We start from the raw sequence: 21,643 nt of genomic DNA on the forward strand, positions 1-21,643 counted from the left end.
TCAAGGAGGCTTTGGCCTGTATGACTCCCTTTGCAATTGCCGGTGTGCAGATGCATGTTTCCGCGCTTCACTCCAATGTGGAGGCGATGCGCCACCGCATTGACATCCTGATGGCGCGATTCCCCTGGACCCAGATGGTGCTGTTCTCGGAATTGGCGCCGTTCGGGCCGCTCGACCGGTACGCACAGCCCTTTCCGAACGACACGCTGAGCCAGTTCCAGGAGGACGCGAAGCGCTACGGTATCTGGCTCATTCCCGGCTCGATGTTCGAGAAGATGCCCGACGGGCGGATCTTCAACACTTCGGTGGTGATCAACCCCCAAGGCGAGATCGTGCAGAAGTATTCCAAGATGTTCCCGTTCAAGCCCTATGAGCACGGCATCTCTTCGGGCACGGACTTCTGCGTGTTCGACGTGCCGGAGGTGGGCCGCTTCGGCCTGTCGATCTGCTATGACATCTGGTTTCCGGAAACCACCCGCCAGTTGACCAGCCAGGGCGTCGAGGTGCTGTTGCACCCGGTGCTGACCGGCACCACCGACCGCGAGGCCGAATTGTCCATCGCCAAGGCCACGGCGGCGCAGTTCCAGTGCTACGTCATCGACGTCAACGGGCTTGGGGCAGGGGGCACGGGCCGGTCTCTGGTGGTCGATCCGTCCGCTACGGTGCTGCACCAGTCGGCGGGCCAGGAGGACATGTTCCCGATCGAGATCGACCTCGATATCGTCCGCCGCCAGCGCGAAACCGGCCTCAAGGGGCTGGGGCAGGTGCTGAAAAGCTTCCGCGACCGCGAGGCCGAGTTCTCGGTCTATGACCGGATGAGCGGGGCGGATTCCTACCTGCAGACGCTGGGCCCGCTTCAGACCCCGCACAAGGGGTCCCGGGCCGGTGTCGATGTCGCCGATCCGCGCACCGCACTGGCGCTGGACGCGGGTGCACCGCACGCACCCGAGCACGCCCCGGCACCGGCCTTCAAGGGACATGCCGGCACGATCGTGAGTTGAGATAACGAGAATCATTCGCGCAACGGAAAGATCCGGCGTGACAGGGAGGACGACCATGAACGTAGCCAAGACCGGATCGGACCTGCCGTCGATCAGCGACTATTACAGCGCGACCCAGCTTCGGGCCGACCGCTGGAGCGCGATGCGCGAAACTGCTGAATCGCTGCAGGTCCACGGGGTCGAGGGCAGACAGGGCAAGCGCCTGCTGGAAACGGCACGCGCGCTTCTGGATGCGCTCGCCCCGATCGAGAAATACTGGGCCTTCCCCGGATCCCACGCGTTCGAGCATCTCAGACGGATGCTCGAACAGCGCAACATCGATGATCTGGTCATCTCGGTCCGCCGGGTGGCGCGGGCGCTGACCTCGGGGGCCTACAGGCGGCGGTCCATTCCGCTGTCCAGCGAAGAAATCGACAACGAGGATTTCGAGGACGAAAGCGGCCTGGCACCCGAAGACCGGGCGCTGGGTCGGCCCTATTTCGAAGTGCTGATCGTCGACAACGTCAACGACCAGCAGGAACGGTTCCTGCGCAACAACCTGCACCGGATGCGCCGGGCCGAGGACAATTTCATCTACGAGGCGGTGGTGGTGCCCAGCCTCGAGGATGCGCTGATGGGCATTCTGTTCAACTACAACGTGCAGGCGGTGATCGTGCGGCCGGGGCTGACGCTCAAGTCGCAGAACGAGTTGCCGATCATCAAGCAATATCTCGACCACCTCAACCAGTCCGAGGACATGGACGGGATCGAGCCGCACGAATACGGCCCCGAAGCCTGTCGCCTGATCGCCAAGGTGCGCCCCGAGCTGGACGCCTACCTGATCACCGACCGCTCGGCCGAGGACATCGCGGGCATGGATCTGGGCAAGTGCCGGAGGGTGTTCTACAATCAGGAAGACTTCCTGGAACTGCACCTGAACATCCTGCGCGGCGTCAACCGGCGCTACAAGACACCGTTCTTCACCGCGCTCAAGGAATATTCCAAGCAGCCGACGGGCGTCTTTCACGCCATGCCGATCAGCCGCGGCAAGTCGATCAGCCGCAGCCACTGGATCCAGGACATGGGGGCCTTTTACGGGCCGAACATCTTTCTTGCGGAAACCTCTGCGACCTCGGGCGGGCTGGACAGCCTGCTGGAGCCGAAAGGCCCGATCAAGGAAGCGCAGGACATGGCTGCGCGCGCCTTCGGGGCCAAGCAGACCTTCTTTGCCACCAATGGCACCTCGACCTGCAACAAGATCGTGGTGCAGGCGCTGGTGCGCCCGGGCGACATCGTGCTTGTCGACCGCGACTGCCACAAGTCGCACCATTACGGCATGGTGCTGGCGGGGGCCAACGTGGTCTACATGGACAGCTATCCGTTGCACGAATACTCGATGTACGGCGCGGTGCCGCTGCGCGAGGTCAAGCACATGCTGCTCAAGCTCAAGGCGGCCGGAAAGCTGGACCGCGTGCGCATGGTGCTGCTGACCAACTGCACCTTCGACGGGCTGGTCTACAACGTCGAGCGGGTGATGCAGGAATGCCTCGCGATCAAGAAGGACCTGGTTTTCCTCTGGGACGAGGCATGGTTCGCCTTCGCGCGCTTTGGTCCCAGCTATCGCCAGCGCACCGCGATGTCGGTGGCCAACAAGCTGCGCGCCCGGATGCGCGACCCCAAGCACGCCGAGGCCTACGCGGCCCAGCAGGAAGAGTTGAAGGACGCGACGGAAGAGACGCTGCTGAACACGCGGCTGATCCCGCCACCGGATTCGCGCATCCGCGCCTATGCCACGCAATCGACGCACAAGACGCTGACCTCGCTCAGGCAGGGGTCGATGATCCACGTCAACGACATGGACTTCAAGGGCGAGGTCGAGCAGGCCTTCCACGAAGCCTACATGACCCACACGTCGACCTCGCCGAACTACCAGATCATCGCGTCGCTCGATGTCGGGCGGCGGCAGGTCGAGCTTGAAGGCTTCGAGTTCGTGCAGCGCCAGATCGAAAGCGCCATGGCGATCCGGCGGGCAGTGGCCACGCATCCGGTGCTGCAGAAATACTTCAAGGTGCTGACCGCCGGCGACATGATCCCCGAGGAATATCGCGAAAGCGGGGTGCAAAGCTATTTCGACGCCAAGGACGGCTGGTCCGACAAGTCCGAGATCTGGGCGATGGACGAGTTCGTGCTGGACCCAACGCGGGTCACGCTGGCGGTGGGCGGCACCGGCTGGGACGGCGACACCTTCAAGACGAAGGTGCTGATGGACAAGTACGGCATCCAGATCAACAAGACCTCGCGCAATTCCGTGCTGTTCATGACCAATATCGGCACCACGCGGTCCTCGGTGGCCTATCTGATCGAGGTTCTGGTCGAGATCGCAAACGACCTTGACGAACTGCTCGACGATGCGTCGAAGATGGAGCGGCGGTCGTTCGACAAGCGGGTCAAGAACCTGATCGAGGATGTCCCGCCGCTGCCGGACTTCTCGCGTTTTCACGACGCGTTCCGTGCTGGCAAGGACACCCCCGAGGGCGACATCCGCACGGCCTTCTTCCTCGCCTACGAGGAAGACAATTGCGATTACCTCGATCTCGATGACGCGCTGTTGAAGCGCCTCGAGGACGGCGAGGAAATGGTGTCGGCGACCTTTATCATCCCCTATCCGCCGGGCTTCCCGATCCTGGTGCCGGGGCAGGTCATCAGCGTCGAGATCCTGGCCTTCATGCGGGCGCTCGACGTGAGCGAGATCCACGGCTACCGACCCGATCTTGGCCTACGGGTCTTTACCCCCAAGGCCCTGAAAAACATAAAGAAAAAATAAAAACCTCAGGAAAAAATCGCGACAGAGAGGACAGATTCATGCCGAAGAAGACATTGAAGAACATCTCGGAGATCCGCCGCTACTTCCACACGAACCAGGACCCGATCTATTTCGTGTCCGCCACCAACTTCAACCTGTTGGGCCTCGACGAGTGGTCGAAGAACTTCAAGTATATCTGCTACATGGATTGCTTCGACGGCCGCCATCCCAACGTGCTGGTCCCGTCCGAGATGCCGCATGACGAATTCCAGTCGATCGAGGACATCAACAACTACCTGCTTCAGCACAAGGAAGTGGTCGATTTCGTCAAGGCGCGCGGCGGCAAGCCGAAGTTCGTCTTCCTGATGTTCGACGAGACCACCGAAAAGCTGGTCAAGGAACTGGGCGGCGAGGTCTGGTTCCCCAAGGCCAAGCTGCGTCAGAACATGGACAACAAGATCGAGACCGTGCGCATCGGCAACAAGGCGGGCGTGCCCTCGGTGCCCAACGCGCTGTCGGAAGTCACCAGCTACGCGCAGTTGCGCGAGGTCTGCGAGAAGAACAACCTCGGTCACGACCTGGTGCTGCAATCGGCCTTCGGCGACAGCGGTCACACCACCTTCTTCATCAAGTCCGAAGCCGATTTCCGCAAGCACGAGCACGAGATCATCGGCGAGGGCGAGATCAAGATCATGAAGCGCATCGATTGCCGCGGTTCGGCGATCGAGGGCTGCTGCACGAGCCAGGGCACCATCGTCGGCCCGCTGATGACCGAGCTTGTGGGCTTCAAGGAATTGACGCCCTATCGCGGCGGCTGGTGCGGCAACGAGATCTTCGCGACCGCCTTTCCGCCCAAGGCCCGCCAGAAGGCGCGCGAGCTGACCTTCAAGTTCGGCGAACAGCTGCGCAAGGAAGGCTACCGGGGCTATTTCGAGCTTGATTACCTGATCGACAAGAAGACCGGCGATATCTGGCTGGGCGAGCTGAACCCGCGGATCACCGGGGCCTCGTCGATGACCAACCACGCGGCCTTCGCGCATGCGGATGCGCCGCTGTTCCTGTTCCATCTGCTCGAGTTTTCGAAAAAGCCGTTCACCTTCGACGTGGAGGAGATCAACGCACGCTGGGCCGATCCGGACATGATCGACTCGTGGTCGCAGATGGTGATCAAGCACACCGACGACAACGTCGACATCATCACCGACGCGCCGCAGACCGGCATCTACAAGATGCAGCCCGACGGTCAGGTGGTGTTCGACCGCTTCGACTACCACCGCCGCGCTGTCGAGGACGAGGACGAAGCCTTCTTCCTGCGCATCTCGAATGTCGGCGACTACCGCTATGAGGGGGCCGATCTGGGCATCCTGGTGACCCGGGGCCGGTCGATGACCAAGGGCTTCCAGCTGACGGCGAAGTCGAAGCACTGGATCGACGGCATCAAGAATGCCTACTCGGCGCGTCCGCTGCCGTCGGCGAAGGCCTTCCAAGATCCGGCGTTCAAGATTATGTAGCGGCAATGAGTCTCACATTCCGCGCCGTTTCCGAAGATCAGCCCGGGCCGAAATGGGCCGGGCTGTTCGCCGAATACTGGCCGTCCTACCATACGTGGTGGGCGCGCGAGGGGGTGCGGAGCCGCCCGACCTATCTGGAAAGCAGACGCGCCATCCGGGACCATATGCCCGAGATGTCAGACCTTTACGAGACGCTGTGCGAGTTGGCGGGGGGCGGCGATTCCGCGGCGCGGTTTCTGAGCTTCTACTGTCCGCCGCGGTATCTTGCCGGCTGCAGCCAAGCGATCTGGCCCGGCGATGAGCCGCTTCTGGTGCGCAACTACGACTACAACCCCAACGCTTTCGACGCGGTCGTGCTCAAGACCCGGTGGGACGGGCGCGGCGTGATCGGCACCTCGGACGGGCTGTTCGGGCTGGTCGACGGCATGAACGACGCGGGGCTGGTGGTGTCGCTGACCTTCGGCGGGCGGCGGGAGGTCGGCGTGGGCTTTGGCGTGCCGCTGATCCTGCGCTACATCCTGCAGACCTGCACCACCACGAAAGAGGCCAACGCGGTGCTGAGCCGGGTGCCCTGCCACATGAGCTACAACGTCACCGTCATCGACACGGAGCGCAATTTCACCACCGCCTACCTGACGCCGGACAGGCCGACGCTGCTGACCCATGCGGCGGTGGCCACCAACCACCAGGAACGGGTCGAGTGGTCCAGCCACGCGCGCTTTACCGCCACCGTCGAGCGCGAGCGGTTCCTGCTGCAGCGCCTGACGCTGCACCCCGAAACCCGGGCGAAGTTCATCGGGGCGTTTCTCAAGCCGCCGCTTTATTCGACGGCGTTCTCGTCGGGGTTCGGCACGCTTTATACCGCCGCCTACCGGCCCCGGAAACGCACGCTCGACGTGCATTGGCCAAAGCAGGTCTGGTCGAAAAGCTTCTGCGACTTTCCCGAGGATTCGGTGCAGGTCGGCCTGCCGCTCGAGGCGCCGCCCGCGCTGCCATAGGCGCGCCGGGACCCTTTCAGATCACCGCGCCCGCCAAGGGGCAGAGCGGCGTCGCGCCCGAGGCGCGGCGGTGGCGTGGTGACGGATGGCAGGCAGGGGGCGGAGGACGGGGCCGGGCGCGCCGGATGCCGAATTGGTATTTGCGATGCGCATTGCGACCCGCTATTGAATGCGCATCAAAGATACCAATTAAAGGCAGGCGCCGATGTCATTGTCCGGAATTTTCCTTTGGCCGGGCACCAAGGTCTGTCAACGTCTGGGTGTGGACCCCGAAGGCGAGGCGGGACTGATCCGGTGGATGGTCAACACGCTGTTTTATTTGATCATCTGCCTGATCGTGGTCTGGGCCGTTGTGGCCTGACCCCGGCGCGACCAAGGCCCGCCGGGTCCGGGGCTAGCCGAACCCCGCCGCGCGGAAGTAGCGTGCGACGCAGCGGTTGATGTGATCGGCCAGCAGGCGGTCGGGGTCTGTCGGGATCTCGCCGAACTCCAGCCCCATGAAGGCCTGCGACACCAGCGTCTCGGGCAGCCGGGTTTCCGACAGGTTGGCCATCAACGTCCTCAGCGCCTCCGCGACCTGCGGGTTGGACCAGTAATAGCGGATGCGGTCGCTGTAGCTGTAGATCCGCAGGCGCGCGATCTCGGCTTGCGTGCCGTGGTAGTAGTCCTGCCAATAGGCCGGATTGTCGCGCATGCGCTGGTCGAGGACCGCGCGGATACCCGACGGCTGCGCGACATCCATCCCGGCCTCGATCTCGGCCAGGGCCCAGACAGCCTCGCGCATGCGGAAGGTCAGTTCCGGGCCGACCTTGAGAAAGAAGAAGTGGTTTTCCACCAACGCCGCCAGCGCTTCGGTCGACTGGTAATCGGTCGAGTGCGCCTCGAGCGTCAGGCCGTCCTCTTGCAGGATCGCATCCGACAAGGGGCGCGCCTTTTCGGGCACGAAGGGATAGACCGAGGTGTGGCCGAAATCGACGCCGGGCTGGGTGACGACCGACACGATCCGGCCCCAGGCATCCTGCAGACCCCGGTCCATGAAGGCCGCGCGGTGGGTGGCGATGGTGTCGTGGAACCGCTCGACAGAGGTCACGTCGAGCGCATCGGGCTCTTCGGTTTCGCCGCCCGGGATCGGCACTTCGGTGCCGATGATGTAGATCAGTTGCGACGGGTCGGGCGCGTGGGCCTCGGCCACGGCGCAAAGGTCGGCGGCGCGGTCCGCGATCTGCTGGAAGCTCGGGTTCGGTTCGCCTCCGCAGGCCATGCTGGCATCGAGGTGGATCTTGCGGAACCCGGCCTGCACGTAGCTTTTGACCAGTTTGCGCGCCTTTTCCATTGCGATATCAATAGGTTCTTGCCGCCAGGGGTTCGGGCCCAGATGGTCGCCGCCGAGGATCAGCTGGTCCATCGGCACGCCGGCCGTGTCGGCCATGCCATTCAGCCACGCCATGAAATCCGCCGCGGTCATGCCGGTGTAGCCGCCGTCCTGGTTGACCTGGTTGCAGGTGGCCTCGATGACCGTCGGAAAGCCTGAACGGCGGGCAAAGGCCAGCACCGCCCGCAGCACGTGTTCGTTGGCGGTGCAGAAGCAGGGCAGACCCACCGCTTCGCCCGCGCGGTTTCGTGCGATCAGGTCGGCAACGACGTTCATGAGGTACTCTCGGTATGTCGGTTCAGGAAGGCGGCGATTTCGGCGGGGCTGGAGTTGCCCTCCATCGGGCCGCGCCGGGTGACGGCCAGCGCGCCCGCGGCGTTCGCCTGCGCGCCCGCGTCGCGCAGCGGCACGCCCTGCGCCAGAAGCGAGACGAAGGTGCCGCCGAAGCAGTCGCCCGCGCCGGTGGGGTCGACCTCGGTGACGCTGTGGCCCGAAAAGTCGTGCTGTTCGGCGCCGCTGACCACGGTGGCGCCCGCCGCGCCGCGCTTGATCACGATGACATCCGCGCGGGCCGACAGAAGCCGCGCAATCGCGGCGTCCTCGGTCAGGTCGGGGAACAGGAAGTCCAGATCGCTGGTGCTGGGCATCAGGCAGGTGGCGCGGTCCATGACCTCGGACAGGGCGTCGCGGACGCTTGTTTCGCGCATCAGTTCGGGGCGGGCGTTGGGATCGCAGGTGATCTGCCCGCCCGCGTCGCCGACGCTGCGCACGAGCGTCATGATCGTCGCGCGCATCGCCGCATTGCCAAGCGAGGCCGCCGAGACGTGCAGGACCGTGTCCGCCGGGGTGACCAGCCCGTCCGGCACGGTGAAGTGGTCGGAGGCGGTGTTGGTCAGGTGGAAGATGAAATCCCGCGCGCCGCTGTCATAGTAGGACACGAAGGCGACGCCGGTGGCATGGTCGGGGTTGACCGTCACGCCGCGGATGCCGACGCCATCGGCCTTCAGGCGCGCCATCACCGCGTGTCCGAAGCCGTCATCCCCGACGCCGCCGATCATTTCGGTCCTGGCCCCCATGCGGGCGGCCTGATCCAGGAAGATTGCCGGAGCGCCGCTGGGGTAGGGGCCGGAGTATTCACCGATTCGGCGCAGCGCGCAGTTCCGGCGATGCGACACGAACTCGACCAGGATCTCGCCGGCGGTCACGATTGTCGGGGGTGTCGCCATGGCAGCCTCCTATGCCTGTAAAAATTGAGCTAACAAATTTTTTCCCACGTGTAAAAAATAAATCGACGCATTCGTTTTTATGCGTATGATCGATTGGCGGGCTTCGGGGAGATCCGCAAGAGGTGGGGGGAATCGGTGTCAAAGCCGCGCATCAATACCATGGAAGAGCTGTCGGTCGCCATTGGTGTTTCGCGCCCGACATTGTCGCGGTATTTTCAGGACCCAGCATTGGTCAAGGAAAGTACCGTCGCCCGGATCGAAGCCGGTCTGGAAAAAGTCGAATATGTCCCGAATTTTTTCGCGACCCGTCTCAATCGCAAATCGACGGGCATGATCGGGGTGATCATTCCCTATCTGAACGACCTGTTTTTTACAAAACTATTGCAGTCGGTCGAGGTGGCGGCGATGGAGTCGGGGCTGACCACCATCACCAAATGCTCACACTCCGATCCGGCGATAGAGGCCCGTGCCGCGGAGACGTTCATGTCGATGAAACTGGACGGTGCATTGGTCGCCCCGCTGGGCGAGAACAGCGATCAGGCGGTGCATTCGCGGCTGAATTCCCGTCTGCCGTTCGTGCTGATGGATTCGCGACCGAAAATCATGCCGAGCGTTGACTACGTTGGATCAAACCACATGCAAAGCACCAGTTTGATTACAGATTATCTGTGTCGTGTGGGCGAGCCGCCGGTCTTTCTGGCGATGCCGCGGGTCAACTTCAACGCGCTGGAACGCGAAAAGGCCTACATCGCGCGGATGACCGAGCTGGGGCACAAGCCCGAGGTGATCGGCACCGAAATCCTGCACGAGGGCTGGCATTTCGAGGCGCATGGCGAGGCGGTTCTCGAAGCGGAGTTCGCGCACGGGCGACTGACCGACCGGTCGATTCTTTGTGCCAATGATCGGGTGGCGATCGGCGCATTGCGGGCAGCGGCCAGACACGGGCTGGTACCCGGTCAGGGGGCCCGGGGCGGGTTGCGGATCGCGGGGCATGACGACTATCCGCTCTGCCCGTTTCTCAATCCCACCCTGACCACGGTCGCGCAGGATACCGACAAGATCGGTCGAAAGGCCGTGGCCCGCCTGATCGAGAAAATCAGGGGAGAAGTGCTTGATGATGCGCCGGAAATCACGCTTTTCGACGGGACGCTGATATTGCGGGAATCCGCGTGATGCGCGGCAATGCCGCATTGCAGCAATTGGGCGGTCATCAATGGCTGAAAAAATAAGTTGACTTAGCGCTAACATGGCGGCAGTCTTTGACGCGTGTAAAGGGAGGACTTCATGTCTATCAAGAAAACACTGCTGACCAGTGTGGTCGGCTTCGGCCTGAGTGCGGGCATCGCATCCGCGGCCAGCCATGCGACAACCATCACCATCGCAACCGTGAACAATGGCGACATGATCACGATGCAGAGCCTGATGGATGATTTCAACGAAAAGCATCCCGACATTTCGGTCGAGTGGGTGACTCTGGAAGAGAACGTTCTGCGTCAGAACGTGACAACCGATATCTCCACCGGTGGCGGCGCGTATGACATCCTGACAATCGGCACCTACGAGGTTCCGATCTGGGGTGCCAACGGTTGGCTGGTGTCGCTGAACGATCTGTCGGACGAATACATGGTCGACGACCTGATCCCGGCGATCCGCGGCGGCCTGACCGTCGATGGCGAGCTTTATGCCGCGCCGTTCTATGGTGAAAGCTCGTTCACCATGTACCGCAAGGACCTGATGGAAAAAGCCGGTCTGGAAATGCCGGATGACCCGACCTGGGACTTCATTCGCGAAGCGGCCATGAAAATGACCGACCGCGACAACGAGATCAACGGCATCTGCATGCGCGGCAAGGCCGGCTGGGGCGAGAACATGGCGCTGCTGACAGCCATGTCCAACTCCTTCGGCGCGCGCTGGTTCGACGAGGACTGGAATGCCCAGTTCGACACCGAGGCATGGGCCAACACGCTGAACTTCTACCTCGGCATGATGGAAGAGTCCGGTCCCGCCGGTGCGGCCAACAACGGCTTCAACGAAAACCTGACGCTGTTCCAGCAGGGCAAGTGCGGCATCTGGATCGACGCCACCTCGGCCGGCCAGTTCGTCGTGAACGACGACTCGACCGTTGCGGATCAGGTCGGCTTTGCGCTGGCACCGGACATGGGCCTCGGCAAGCGCGGCAACTGGCTCTGGGCATGGTCGCTGGCGATCCCGGCGTCGTCCGAAAAGCAGGACGCTGCCAAGACCTTCATCAACTGGGCAACCGGTCCGGACTACTCGGCGCTTGTCGCTGAAGCCAAGGGCTGGGTCGCGGTTCCTCCGGGCACGCGGACGTCGCTCTACGAGAACGACAACTACCTGAACGCAGCGCCTTTCGCGGCGATGACCAAGGAGTCGATGGGCACCGCCGATCCGACCGCACCGACGGTCGATCCGGTTCCCTACACCGGCGTTCAGTTCGTCGCGATCCCGGAGTTTGCAGGTATTGCAACGCAGGTCGGTCAGCAGTTTGCATCGGCACTTGCCGGTCAGCAGTCGGCTGAAGAAGCGCTTGAAGCTGCACAAGAGCTGACGGTCGAAGAGATGGAGGCCGCAGGCTACTAAGCCCGCAGCCTTGGATCAGGCGGCGCGGTTGCGCCGCCTGATCGCACTTGATCGCCGGACCTTTCGAGAGTTTCAATCGAGCCTCCCGCAAGCTTCGGTCCCTCGTGGCCAAATCCCCACCAAAAGAGGAGCCTTGTCATGGCGACAGCGCAGTCCCGATCCGCGGCCCGCTTCATGATCGCGCCAGCTGTTTTCGTCCTGCTCGTGTGGATGCTCGTCCCGCTTTGCATGACGCTATACTTTTCGTTCGCAGATTACCGGCCCATGCGCGGCGTGTTCGACGCCTGGATCGGCTTTGACAATTACGCCTCGTTCCTGACCTCCTCGTCCTTCATGAGTTCGTTGATCACGACGCTCTGGATGGTGGGTGGCATCCTGTTGATCACCATCACCGGCGGCATCGCGATGGCCTTGTTGCTGGACCAGCCGATCTTCGGGCAGGGGGTGGTGCGGATCCTGGTGATCGCGCCGTTCTTCGTCATGCCCACGGTGTCGGCGCTGGTCTGGAAGAACATGTTCTTCAACGTCGACAACGGCTTGTTCTCGTACCTCTACAAGGGGCTCGGGCTGCAACCTTACGACTTCCTCAGTCAGTCGCCGCTGCTGTCGATCATCGTGATCGTGGCGTGGCAATGGTTGCCCTTCGCGACGCTGATCCTGCTGACCGCGGTGCAGTCCTTGGACAGCGAACAGCTTGAGGCCGCAGAGATGGATGGCGCACCCGCGCTGGCACGGTTCCGCTACATGATCCTGCCGCACCTCAGCCGCGCCATCACGGTCGTCATCCTGATCCAGACGATCTTCCTCTTGTCGATCTTCGCCGAGATATTCGTGACCACGAACGGCGCATTCGGCACCCGAACCCTGACCTACCTGGTCTACCAGCGCGTGCTGGAAAGCCAGAACATCGGTCTCGGCTCCGCGGGCGGTATCATCGCCGTCATCCTTGCCAACATCGTCGCGATCTTCCTGATGCGGATCGTCGGCAAGAACCTCGATAACTGAGGGAGGAGAGTAGTATGGCCCGCGCTGTAACAACTCAGAAAAAAGTCATGTGGACGGCCCTGGCATGGGCGTTCGGTTTGATGATGTTCTTTCCGATCCTGTGGACGTTCCTGACGTCCTTCAAGTCGGAGGCGACCGCCATCGCCGATCCACCGGTCTGGTTCTTCTTCGACTGGACCACCGAGAACTACACGGCCGTGCAGGAGCGGTCGAACTATCCCAAGGCGCTGATGAACTCGATCATCATCGCGGTGGGGTCGACCGTGCTTGGCATCCTGATCGCGGTGCCCGCGGCCTGGGCCATGGCCTTCGTGCCCGGCAAGCGGACCAAGGACGTGCTCTTGTGGATGCTGTCGACCAAGATGCTTCCGGCGGTCGGCGTGCTGTATCCGCTGGTGCTTCTGGCGAAGTGGCTGGGCGTAATGGACAGCCGCATCCTGCTGATCGTCGTGCTGATGCTGATCAACCTGCCGATCATCGTCTGGATGCTGTATACCTACTTCCGCGAAATTCCGGGCGAGATCCTGGAAGCGTCCCGGATGGACGGTGCGACGCTGCGCGACGAGATCATCTATGTCCTGACGCCGATGGCGGTGCCGGGCATCGCCTCGACCATCCTGCTGAACATCATCCTGGCATGGAACGAAGCATTCTGGACGATCCTGCTGACCACCGTGGACGCGGCTCCGTTGACCAAGTTCATCGCCAGCTTCTCGGCTCCGGAAGGTCTTTTCTACGCCAAGCTTTCGGCTGCTTCGATGCTTGCCATCGCGCCGATCCTGATCATGGGCTGGTTCAGCCAGAAACAACTTGTCCGGGGTCTGACCTTCGGCGCTGTAAAGTAAGGAACACACTATGGGACGCATACAGCTTAAGCAGGTCAAGAAAGCCTTCGGTGACGTGGTCGTCATCCCGCCGCTGGACCTTGTCATCAATGACGGTGAGTTCGTCGTCTTCGTCGGCCCGTCGGGTTGCGGCAAGTCCACCTTGCTGCGCCTGATCGCGGGGCTCGAGGACACCACCTCGGGCAATATCGAGATCGACGGCAGCGACGCCACCGGTCTGCCCCCGGCCAAGCGGGGGCTGGCGATGGTGTTCCAGTCCTACGCGCTCTATCCGCATATGTCGGTGCGCAAGAACATCGCCTTCCCGATGAAGATGGCGAACATGCCGCAGGAAGAGCAGGACAAGCGCATCGAGGCGGCGGCCAAGGCGCTGAACCTGACCGACTACCTCGACCGGCGTCCGGGCCAGCTTTCGGGCGGTCAGCGTCAGCGTGTGGCGATCGGGCGGGCCATCGTGCGCGAACCCGCGGCCTTCCTGTTCGACGAACCGCTGTCGAACCTGGATGCGGCGCTGCGGGTCGGCATGCGGATGGAAATCTCGGAGCTGCACAAGAAGCTCGACACCACGATGATCTACGTGACCCACGACCAGGTCGAGGCGATGACCATGGCCGACAAGATCGTGGTTCTGCGCGCGGGCTTCATCGAGCAGGTCGGCTCGCCGCTCGAACTCTATCGCGCGCCGCGCAACAAGTTCGTCGCGGGCTTCATCGGCAGCCCCAAGATGAACCTGATCGAAGGCGCCGAGGCCGAAAAGTACAACGCCACCACCATCGGCATCCGGCCCGAGCATATCGACATCTCGGCAACAGAGGGGGCCTGGAAGGGCGTCGTTGGCGTCGCCGAGCACCTGGGCAGCGACACCTTCATGCACGTGCATGGCATCCCGGGCTGCGATCCGTTGACCGTGCGGGTCGGTGGCGAGGTCGAGGTGAAGCACGCCGACACCATCTACCTGACGCCGCAGGCCGGTCAGATCCACCGTTTCGATGAGCAGGGGTTGCGCATCGCATGAAACGGCTCGACGGCAAGTCGGCACTGATTACCGGTGCAGCCCGAGGAATCGGGCGCGGCTTTGCCAAGGCCTACATCGCCGAGGGGGCGACGGTCGCCATCGCGGACATCGACCTTGATGCCGCCGAAGCGACCGCCCGCGAACTGGGCGATGCGGCCTACCCGCTGCGCATCGACGTCAGCGATCAGGACAGCATCGACGCCGCCATGGCGTCGGTGGTGTCGCAGGCGGGCAAGCTCGATATCCTGATCAACAACGCGGCGCTGTTCGATGCCGCCGAGGTCGTGGACATCACCCGGGCCAGCTATGACAAGCTGTTCGCGGTCAATGTGGCGGGCACGCTGTTCACCATGCAGGCGGCCGCGAAGCAGATGATCCGCCAGGGTCACGGCGGCAAGATCATCAACATGGCCAGCCAGGCCGGACGCCGGGGCGAGCCTCTGGTGCTGGTCTATTGCGCGACCAAGGCCACGGTGATCTCGATGACGCAATCGGCGGGGCTGGACCTGATCAAGCACGGGATCAACGTCAACGCCATCGCGCCCGGCGTCGTCGACGGCGAACACTGGGTGCATGTGGATGCCATGTTCGCCAAGCTGGAAGGCAAGAAACCGGGCCAGAAGAAGGCCGAGGTCGAGGCCGCCGTACCCGCGGGCCGCTTTGCGGTGCCCGAGGACATGACCGGCATGGCGATCTTCCTGGCCTCTTCTGACTCCGATTACATCGTGTCGCAGACGTATAACGTCGACGGCGGACAATGGATGAGCTGATGAAACTCAATCTCGAAAACCTCGACAAACTGCCGGACGACGTCCGCAAGCCATCGTATGCGCGGGGCGACCTGTCGCCCGGTATCGTGCATATCGGTCTGGGCAATTTCCACCGGGCCCATCAGGCGTGGTACCTGCACCGGCTGATGGATCAGAGCGACGCGCTCGACTGGGCGATCGTCGGCGCGGGGGTGCGTCCGGCGGATGCGGCCCAGCGCGAGAAGATGCTGGCGCAGGATTGCCTCTGCACCCTGATCGAGCTGGACCCCTCGGGCAAGTCGGCGGAGGTGATCGGTTCGATGATCGACTTCGTGCCGGTGGCCGAGGACAACGCGCCGCTGATCGCGCAGATGGCCGAGCCCGCCATCCGGATCGTGTCCCTGACCGTGACCGAGGGCGGCTATTACATCTCGGCGGCGGATGGCAGTTTCGATGCCGATCACCCGGACATGCAGCATGACGCGGCCAATCCGCAGACCCCGCGGTCGGCCTTCGGCGCGATCATCGCCGCGCTGAAGCAGCGGCGCGATGCGGGCACCGGCCCGTTCACCTGCCAGAGCTGCGACAACCTGCAGGGCAACGGCGATATCCTGCGCCGGACCGTGCTGGGACTCGCCGCCCTGTCGGACAAGGATCTTGCCGCCTGGATCGACGATCACGTGACCTTCCCGAACGCCATGGTCGATTGCATCGCCCCGGCCACCGGCCCGACCGAACTGGCGCTGGCGCAGGGCTTCGGCATCGAGGATGCGGTGCCCGTCACCCACGAAAACTTCCGCCAATGGGTCATCGAGGACAATTTCTGCGCCGGGCGGCCCGACTGGGACAAGGTCGGCGCGACCTTGACGCAGGATGTTCATGCTTTCGAGGCGATGAAGCTGCGGCAGTTGAACGCCGGACACCAGATCATCGCGACGCCGGGCGAATTGCTGTCGGTCGACACCATCGCGGGCACGATGGCCAACCCGCTGATCCGCGACCTGCTGCACAAGATCGAAACCGACGAGATCGTGCCGCATGTGGCCGAGGTGCCGGGCATGACGCCGCGCGCCTATGTCGACCTGATCGAGCGGCGCTTTGCCAACCCCGAAATCCACGACACCACGCGGCGCGTGGCGTTCGACGGGTCGTCGCGCCATCCGGGCTTTCTGCACCCGATCATCCGCGATGCGCTGGCGGCGGGTACGCCGGTCGAAGGGCTGGCCCTGGTCGAGGCGCTTTGGGCGCGCATGTGTTATGGCACCCGCGAGGACGGCAGCGCCATCGCGCCGAACGATCCGGACTGGGATGCGCTGGTCGCGGTGGCGAAGACGGCCAAGGACAACCCGCAGGCCTGGCTCGATCAGCATGCGCTCTATGGCGATCTGGGCCAGAACGCGCGCTTTGCGGATAGCTTTGCGCGCTGGCTGACGCTGATCTGGCAGGACGGAACCGAGGCCGCGTTGAAAACCTATCTCAAGGAGTGATGCTCCATGCGGGGAATCGTCTTTCATGAACGCGGCGGCGTGTCCCTGAAAGACCTGCCCGACCCGCGGCCCGGACCGACCGAGGTGCTGGTCGAGGTGCACGCAAGCGGCATCTGCCACACCGATTTCGAGGTCCTGCGCGGCAACTACGGCAGTTCCGCCTTTCCGCTTGTGCCCGGGCATGAATATGCCGGTCAGGTGCGTGAGGTCGGCGCAGAGGTGACCGGTCTGCGGGCGGGCGACCGCGTTGTCGTCGATCCGAACCTCGAATGCGGCACCTGTCGGGCCTGCAGGCGGGGCTGGGCGCATCTGTGCGAAAGCCTCGGGGCTTACGGTGTCACCTGCAATGGCGGCTTTGCCGAGCAAAGCGTGGTGCAGGCGTCCGCCGTGCATCCCATCGGCGACATGGGCTATGACATCGCGGCACTGGCCGAGCCGCTGGGCTGCGTGCTGAACGGGCTGGATGCGGCGCAGGTGGCGCGGGCCAGAAGCGGGCTGATTTTCGGCGCGGGCCCGATCGGGCTGTTGATGGCGATCGGCATGCGCGTGTCGGGGGTGGACGATATCGCGCTGGTCGACATCGACGCGGGTCGGCTTGAGCTGGCCGAAAGCTTCGGGTTCCGGGGCGTGGCGTCGCAGGGCGCGGAGTTGACGACGTTGAAACAGGGCATCGATCTGGTGGTCGATGCGACCGGCGTGCCTGCCGTGGCCGCCGCGCTGATCGACTACATCGCCAATGGCGGCGTCGGGCTGTTCTTCGGGGTCTGCCCGTCGGATGTGCGGATCGAGATCTCTCCGTTCGAGCTGTTCCGCCGCCAGATCACCCTTGCCGGGTCGCATTCGCTGAACCACAATATCCCGCAGGCGCTGGACGGCCTGCGCGCCTATGGCGACGATATCGCGCGGATCGTGTCGCACCGGATGCCGCTGGAAGGGATCGCGGAGGTGTTTGCCAACAAGCCCCCGGCGGGCAGCCTGAAAGTCCAGTATTCACGGGGCTGAGCTGAGCCCTCGGTGCCTGACGCGCGGTGCCCCACGGGGCGCGCTGCGGGTGTGACGGCGGCTCTGGTTAAGGGCGTCAGGTTCGCCTAAACCAGCGGCTCGCCCATGCCGCCGAGGAGACGCCCATTGCAGAAGATCGACTTGCCGGAACGGCCCCATTGGCGCGACCACGCCGAGGAGGTGGGATTTACCTTTGCCGACATGCACGGCGCGCCCTATTGGGACGAAACCTCGGCCTATGCCTTTTCGCTCGACCAGATCGAAGGGGATATCGAGGACCCGTCGACAGAGCTGCATGCCATGTGCCGCGAGGCGGTGGCCCATATCATCGGCAGCGATGCGTTGATGGCGCGGCTTGCCATCCCCGAGGCGCATCGCGACCTCGTGGCCGAAAGCTGGCGGCGGGGCGATCCCGAGATCTACGGCCGCTTCGATCTGGCCTATGACGGGCAGGGGCCGGCCAAGCTGTTGGAATACAACGCCGATACCCCGACGTCGCTGTATGAAAGCGCCGCCTTCCAGTGGCAATGGCTGGAAGACCAGATGGCGGCGGGGGTATTGGCCGAGGGCTGCGATCAGTTCAACGGCATCCACGAGGCGCTGGTGGCCCGGTTCGGTGCCCTGTTCGAGGCCGGATCCGACCTGCACTTCACCGCCGTCGGCGGCAACCCCGAGGATTACGGCACCGTCGAGGCCATGGGCTGGGCCGCGCGCGAGGCAAAACTGGGGGCGCATTACTGCGACCTCGACAAGATCGGACTGAGCGAGGACGGCCATTTCCTTGACGACGAGGACCGGCGCATCGCGGTGCTGTTCAAGCTCTATCCGTGGGAAGACCTTCTGCGCGACCCCTATGCCGATCACATCGCCGGGTCGGGCTGCCTGTTTCTCGAGCCCGCGTGGAAGGCGGTGCTGTCGAACAAGGGGCTTTTGCCGGTGCTCTGGCAGATGTTCGAGGGCCATCCGAACCTGCTGCCGGCCTTTTTCGAGCAGGACATCAAGGACGCCATGACCGGGCAGGGGGCGGCGGCACCGGATGTCGCGGCGGCGTTCGGGCGGGCCGAGGCGGCCTTGCGGGAGGGCCATGTGCGCAAGCCGATCCTGTCGCGGGAAGGCGCGTCGGTGCGCATCGTCAAGAACGGCGAAGTGGTCGAAGAGGCGCAGAACACCGACTATGCCGAGCATCCGCGCATTCTGCAGGCCTATGCGCCGCTGCCGCAGCATGACGGCTTCCGTCCGGTGATCGGCGCCTGGGTCGTGGGCGAGGCCTGCGTCGGGATCGGCATCCGCGAAGACCGGTCGCGGATCACGCAGGACCTGTCGCGCTTCAAGCCGCATTACATTACCGGGTGATCTGCCCTACATATCCTTCAAGATCTGACCAACCGACAGGACCGACATGACCAAACGCTCGAACCGCGTCGCCATCGCCATTCTGGGCGCTGCGGCCTTCACGCTTGCGGGATGCCGCGAGGAACAGGTGGACGCGGCGGCGTTTCCCGACCTGCAGGCCTGTTCCGACGAGGCCACGCGCGGCGGCATGTTTTCGGTGCAGGACTGCGAGACGAACTTCGCCCAAGCCGAGGCGCTGCACGTCGAGGCCGCGCCGCGCTATGACAGTCTCGCGGTCTGCGAGGAACAGCATGGCGAGGGCGCATGCGGCACCGAGGCGGGCGAGATGCAGGGCGGATCGGGCAGCATCTTCATGCCGCTTCTGGCGGGATACCTGATCGGCAACATGCTGGGCGGACGGGCCGGGATGGCCGCCGCGCAGCCGCTCTACAAGACCAGCGACGGACGGTTCAGCAATGCCGCGGGCACCAGCGCCTATTCCAGCAATCGCGGTGCGGCCAAGCTTGGCACGTCGCAATTCACCCGCCCGACCGCAACCGTCGGCAAGGCCCCGATGACCCGCGCGACGGCAGCTTCGCGCGGCGGGTTCGGCAAGTCGGGGGCCGGGCGCACGGGCTTCGGCGGTTAGGCGGTCTCTTCCGTCCCGGGAATGCGGGCGGACCTCGACTGCCAGATCCCCGGTGGCGCGGGACCGCTCAGGGTTACCGGGCCGGGGGTGCGCCTGCGGGTGGTGCCGCGTCAGATATCGAGGAACACGGTTTCGCCCGGGCCCTGCAGACGGATGTCAAAGCGATATTGGCCCGCGCCGGTCTTTTTCGCGATCAGTGTCTCCACGCGCGGGCGCTGTTCGATCCGGTTGAGCAGCGGGTCGTGGGTATTGTCCTCATCCTCGAAGTAGATCCGCGTCTGCAGGCCGACATTGATGCCACGGGCCACAACCCAGAGCGAGATATGCGGGGCCTGCATTGTGCCGCCGCGCGCGGCGACCTTGCCCGGCTTGACGGTCCGCAGGGTAAACTCACCGGTGTCCGCGTCGGCGGCAAAGCGGCAATGGCCGGTAAAGGCCGGGTCGGCGCCGTCCTGACCGGGGAACCTGCCGGACGCATCGGGCTGCCAGCTTTCGATCAGGGCATCCCGCATCGCCCAGCCGGTGCCGTCGAAGACCGAGCCGGTGATCTCGATCACCGCGCCCCGGACATCGCCCGCGATGGGGGATGTGCCGATCTCGAACTCGTAGGCACCGCCATTGCCTGCATAGGTCGGCATCAATCCGATATGGACGTAGGGCCCCGCGGTCTGGGACGGGGATTCGGGCAGGATGTCTAACTTCTGGACCATCTACATGCCCTCCGGCTTGTTCTCGAACATGGTCTGGCGACGACCGCGCAACACGATGTCGAACTTGTAGGCCAGAAAATCGAGCGGCTTCGAGCGCGCCAGATCGAGCGGCGCGACAAGTCGGTCAAGCTGGCTGCGATCCTTGATCGTGGCGGCGATCGGGCAATGGCGGATCAGCGGGTCGCCCTCGAAATACATCTGGGTGATCAGGCGTTGGCCAAAACTGGCCCCAAAGACCGAGAAATGCACATGCATGGGACGCCAGTCATTGCCGCGGTTCGGCCAGGGATAGGCACCCGGGCGCACCGAGAGGAATTGGTAACCGCCGTCCTCGTCTGTCAGGGTGCGCCCGCAGCCCCCGAAATTCGGGTCAAGCGGTGCAAGGTAGCCGTCTTTCTTGTGGCGGTAGCGTCCGCCCGCATTGGCCTGCCAGATCTCGATCAGCGCGTTCGACACCGGGCGGGCGTTTTCATCGAGAACGCGGCCATGCATCAGGATGCGTTCGCCCACCGCCGCCGCCGCGCCTCTGGACCAGTTCAGGATCAGGTTGTTGTCGAGCGCACCCAGACAGCTGTGATCGAAGGTCGGCCCGGTTTCCTCGGACAGCCCGCTTTCCATCGACAGAAGCGGCAGGTTCGGCGACCGCGCGATGCTGGTCTTGTAATCCGGGTCAGAGGGCACCGGATGGATCGCACGGTTGCGCGGGATCAGGGGGCCCATGTCAGTCATTCCCGTTCTCCTCGAGTTCCGCATAGGTCTGTCTGGCAAGTTTGAGTGCGTGGTTGGCCCTGGGCACCCCGGCATAGATCGCCACGTGCTGCAGCGCCTGCGCCACGTCGACCCGGGAAGCACCGGTCCGCTGCGTGGCGCGGATGTGCATCGGAATTTCCTCGAAGTTGCCGGTCGCGGCCAGCAGGGCGATCGTCAGCATCGACCGTTCGCGCCGGCTGATGGCGTCCGACGCCCATACCGTGCCCCAGGCGCCTTCGGTGATCAACGTCTGGAAGGGGTCGTCAAGGGCGGTCCGCGCGGCCTCGGCGCGGTCGACATGGGCGTCGCCCAGCACCTCGCGCCGGGTCTTCATGCCTTTCTCGTAACGCTCTGTCATTTGACGATCCTTTTCGAATACCCAGGCACTTGCAACGGCAGGGCTTTCGGCATTGTCGGTCTCGGGCGGCTGTCGGCAGCCGGTGGGCGGATGCGGGTCGTATCGGGCAAGACCCAAGCGCGCCCCAAAGGGTGCGGCGCGGGCCCCGGGTACACGCTATCAAGCAATCCGCGCGATGACATGGCAAAATCCATCCGTCGGCATGCCGGGTGCCGCGGTCTTTTTGCGCGGCCCGAAACCCGATCCCGCC

General features: G+C 63.9%; 20 protein-coding genes. 15 read left to right on the top strand and 5 right to left on the bottom strand.

What is annotated here, in order from left to right:
* The first annotated feature begins 20 nt into the window (after positions 1-20).
* The 5 genes from ACXYMN_RS00865 to ACXYMN_RS00885 all read left to right on the top strand — a co-directional run bounded on the left by ACXYMN_RS00865 (position 21) and on the right by ACXYMN_RS00885 (position 6,653).
* Complete coding sequence (locus ACXYMN_RS00865) at positions 21-1,001, top strand: carbon-nitrogen hydrolase family protein (RefSeq protein WP_459011478.1); 981 nt, start codon at positions 21-23, stop codon at positions 999-1,001.
* Between the two features lie 55 nt (positions 1,002-1,056).
* The gene (locus tag ACXYMN_RS00870) at positions 1,057-3,804 is read left to right on the top strand and encodes an aminotransferase class I/II-fold pyridoxal phosphate-dependent enzyme (protein WP_459011479.1); all 2,748 of its coding nucleotides are present in this window, start codon (positions 1,057-1,059) and stop codon (positions 3,802-3,804) included.
* Positions 3,805-3,842: 38 nt separating this feature from the next.
* Positions 3,843-5,294, top strand: a complete 1,452-nt coding sequence (locus ACXYMN_RS00875; protein ID WP_459011480.1) for a biotin carboxylase — start codon at positions 3,843-3,845, stop codon at positions 5,292-5,294.
* 5 nt (positions 5,295-5,299) lie between these two features.
* Positions 5,300-6,292: a C45 family autoproteolytic acyltransferase/hydolase gene (locus ACXYMN_RS00880; protein ID WP_459011481.1), complete on the top strand. Its 993-nt coding sequence runs from the start codon at positions 5,300-5,302 to the stop codon at positions 6,290-6,292.
* Positions 6,293-6,503: 211 nt separating this feature from the next.
* Positions 6,504-6,653, top strand: coding sequence for a hypothetical protein (locus tag ACXYMN_RS00885; RefSeq protein ID WP_459012361.1), 150 nt, complete (start codon positions 6,504-6,506; stop codon positions 6,651-6,653).
* Positions 6,654-6,686: 33 nt separating this feature from the next.
* On the opposite strand, the gene ACXYMN_RS00890 is transcribed toward ACXYMN_RS00885, so the two are convergent.
* Both ACXYMN_RS00890 and ACXYMN_RS00895 read right to left on the bottom strand, forming a co-directional pair.
* Positions 6,687-7,940 (bottom strand): class II D-tagatose-bisphosphate aldolase non-catalytic subunit, encoded by a 1,254-nt coding sequence (locus ACXYMN_RS00890; protein ID WP_459011482.1) that lies wholly within the window; start codon positions 7,938-7,940, stop codon positions 6,687-6,689.
* A complete protein-coding gene (locus tag ACXYMN_RS00895) occupies positions 7,937-8,890 on the bottom strand; it encodes a sugar kinase (protein ID WP_459011483.1) in 954 nt (317 codons plus the stop codon). Before ACXYMN_RS00895 ends, ACXYMN_RS00890 begins: the two co-directional genes overlap by 4 nt.
* 135 nt (positions 8,891-9,025) lie before the next feature.
* On the opposite strand from ACXYMN_RS00895, the gene ACXYMN_RS00900 reads away from it, so the two are divergent.
* From ACXYMN_RS00900 to ACXYMN_RS00945, 10 genes are all read left to right on the top strand, one after another.
* On the top strand, positions 9,026-10,063 hold the full coding sequence (locus tag ACXYMN_RS00900; RefSeq protein ID WP_459011485.1) for a LacI family DNA-binding transcriptional regulator: 1,038 nt from the start codon (positions 9,026-9,028) through the stop codon (positions 10,061-10,063).
* 111 nt (positions 10,064-10,174) lie between these two features.
* Positions 10,175-11,491 carry an ABC transporter substrate-binding protein gene (locus ACXYMN_RS00905; RefSeq protein WP_459011486.1) on the top strand — a complete coding sequence of 439 codons (1,317 nt, stop codon included), beginning with the start codon at positions 10,175-10,177 and terminating at the stop codon, positions 11,489-11,491.
* 138 nt (positions 11,492-11,629) lie between these two features.
* The gene (locus tag ACXYMN_RS00910; RefSeq protein ID WP_459011487.1) at positions 11,630-12,496 is read left to right on the top strand and encodes a carbohydrate ABC transporter permease; all 867 of its coding nucleotides are present in this window, start codon (positions 11,630-11,632) and stop codon (positions 12,494-12,496) included.
* 14 nt (positions 12,497-12,510) lie between these two features.
* Complete coding sequence (locus tag ACXYMN_RS00915; RefSeq protein ID WP_459011488.1) at positions 12,511-13,341, top strand: carbohydrate ABC transporter permease; 831 nt, start codon at positions 12,511-12,513, stop codon at positions 13,339-13,341.
* Positions 13,342-13,351: 10 nt separating this feature from the next.
* A complete protein-coding gene (locus tag ACXYMN_RS00920; RefSeq protein WP_459011490.1) occupies positions 13,352-14,356 on the top strand; it encodes an ABC transporter ATP-binding protein in 1,005 nt (334 codons plus the stop codon).
* Positions 14,353-15,126 carry an L-iditol 2-dehydrogenase gene (locus ACXYMN_RS00925; RefSeq protein ID WP_459011491.1) on the top strand — a complete coding sequence of 258 codons (774 nt, stop codon included), beginning with the start codon at positions 14,353-14,355 and terminating at the stop codon, positions 15,124-15,126. The genes ACXYMN_RS00920 and ACXYMN_RS00925 overlap by 4 nt, the downstream gene beginning before the upstream one ends.
* Positions 15,126-16,592, top strand: coding sequence for a mannitol dehydrogenase family protein (locus ACXYMN_RS00930; protein ID WP_459011492.1), 1,467 nt, complete (start codon positions 15,126-15,128; stop codon positions 16,590-16,592). The genes ACXYMN_RS00925 and ACXYMN_RS00930 overlap by 1 nt, the downstream gene beginning before the upstream one ends.
* 6 nt (positions 16,593-16,598) lie before the next feature.
* Positions 16,599-17,594: an alcohol dehydrogenase catalytic domain-containing protein gene (locus ACXYMN_RS00935; RefSeq protein ID WP_459011493.1), complete on the top strand. Its 996-nt coding sequence runs from the start codon at positions 16,599-16,601 to the stop codon at positions 17,592-17,594.
* A gap of 126 nt (positions 17,595-17,720) precedes the next feature.
* Positions 17,721-18,947, top strand: a complete 1,227-nt coding sequence (locus ACXYMN_RS00940) for a glutathionylspermidine synthase family protein (protein ID WP_459011495.1) — start codon at positions 17,721-17,723, stop codon at positions 18,945-18,947.
* Positions 18,948-18,993: 46 nt separating this feature from the next.
* Complete coding sequence (locus tag ACXYMN_RS00945) at positions 18,994-19,575, top strand: DUF1190 domain-containing protein (RefSeq protein WP_459011496.1); 582 nt, start codon at positions 18,994-18,996, stop codon at positions 19,573-19,575.
* A 110-nt stretch (positions 19,576-19,685) separates the two neighbouring features.
* Here the strand turns inward: ACXYMN_RS00945 and pcaG are convergent, their stop codons facing one another.
* Genes pcaG through pcaC form a run of 3 tightly spaced genes read right to left on the bottom strand, consistent with a single transcriptional unit; the run spans position 19,686 to position 21,393 of the window.
* A complete protein-coding gene (gene pcaG / locus ACXYMN_RS00950) occupies positions 19,686-20,285 on the bottom strand; it encodes a protocatechuate 3,4-dioxygenase subunit alpha (protein WP_459011497.1) in 600 nt (199 codons plus the stop codon).
* Positions 20,286-21,014 (bottom strand): protocatechuate 3,4-dioxygenase subunit beta, encoded by a 729-nt coding sequence (gene pcaH, locus ACXYMN_RS00955; RefSeq protein ID WP_459011498.1) that lies wholly within the window; start codon positions 21,012-21,014, stop codon positions 20,286-20,288.
* A complete protein-coding gene (pcaC, locus tag ACXYMN_RS00960) occupies positions 21,007-21,393 on the bottom strand; it encodes a 4-carboxymuconolactone decarboxylase (protein ID WP_459011499.1) in 387 nt (128 codons plus the stop codon). Before pcaC ends, pcaH begins: the two co-directional genes overlap by 8 nt.
* Positions 21,394-21,643 lie beyond the last annotated feature (250 nt).

The organism is Roseivivax sp. CAU 1753, from assembly GCF_054482575.1.